The sequence below is a fragment of the Rubellimicrobium sp. CFH 75288 genome (genome assembly GCF_009904055.1).
Lineage (GTDB): Bacteria > Pseudomonadota > Alphaproteobacteria > Rhodobacterales > Rhodobacteraceae > Rubellimicrobium.
The window spans coordinates 1-261 of the sequence record NZ_WYDP01000069.1; the positions used below are offsets into that span (position 1 = coordinate 1).

General features: G+C 66.3%; 1 pseudogene. It reads left to right on the forward strand.

From position 1 onward, the window contains the following. Nucleotides 1–261: pseudogene (locus tag GT358_RS16415) on the forward strand (hypothetical protein); the annotation flags it as partial.

Sequence of the window (261 nt, forward strand, 5' to 3'; positions counted from 1 at the left end):
CTCGCGCAAGAACTTCGAGAAGGCTGCCGAGATCGGCAAGCAGATCGAGGCGAAGGACGCCAGGCTCAAGGAGCTGATCGAGGCCTGGGAGAAGGCGCGCGCCACCGGGTCGGCCGAGGTGCGCGCGACCCATGTGGCGCAGATCGTCTCCAAGCTGACCGGCATCCCGGTCGATGAACTGACCGAGGAGGAACGCGCCAAGCTTCTGAAGATGGAGGAGCGGCTCCACCAGCGCGTGATCGGCCAGGACGAGGCGATCCG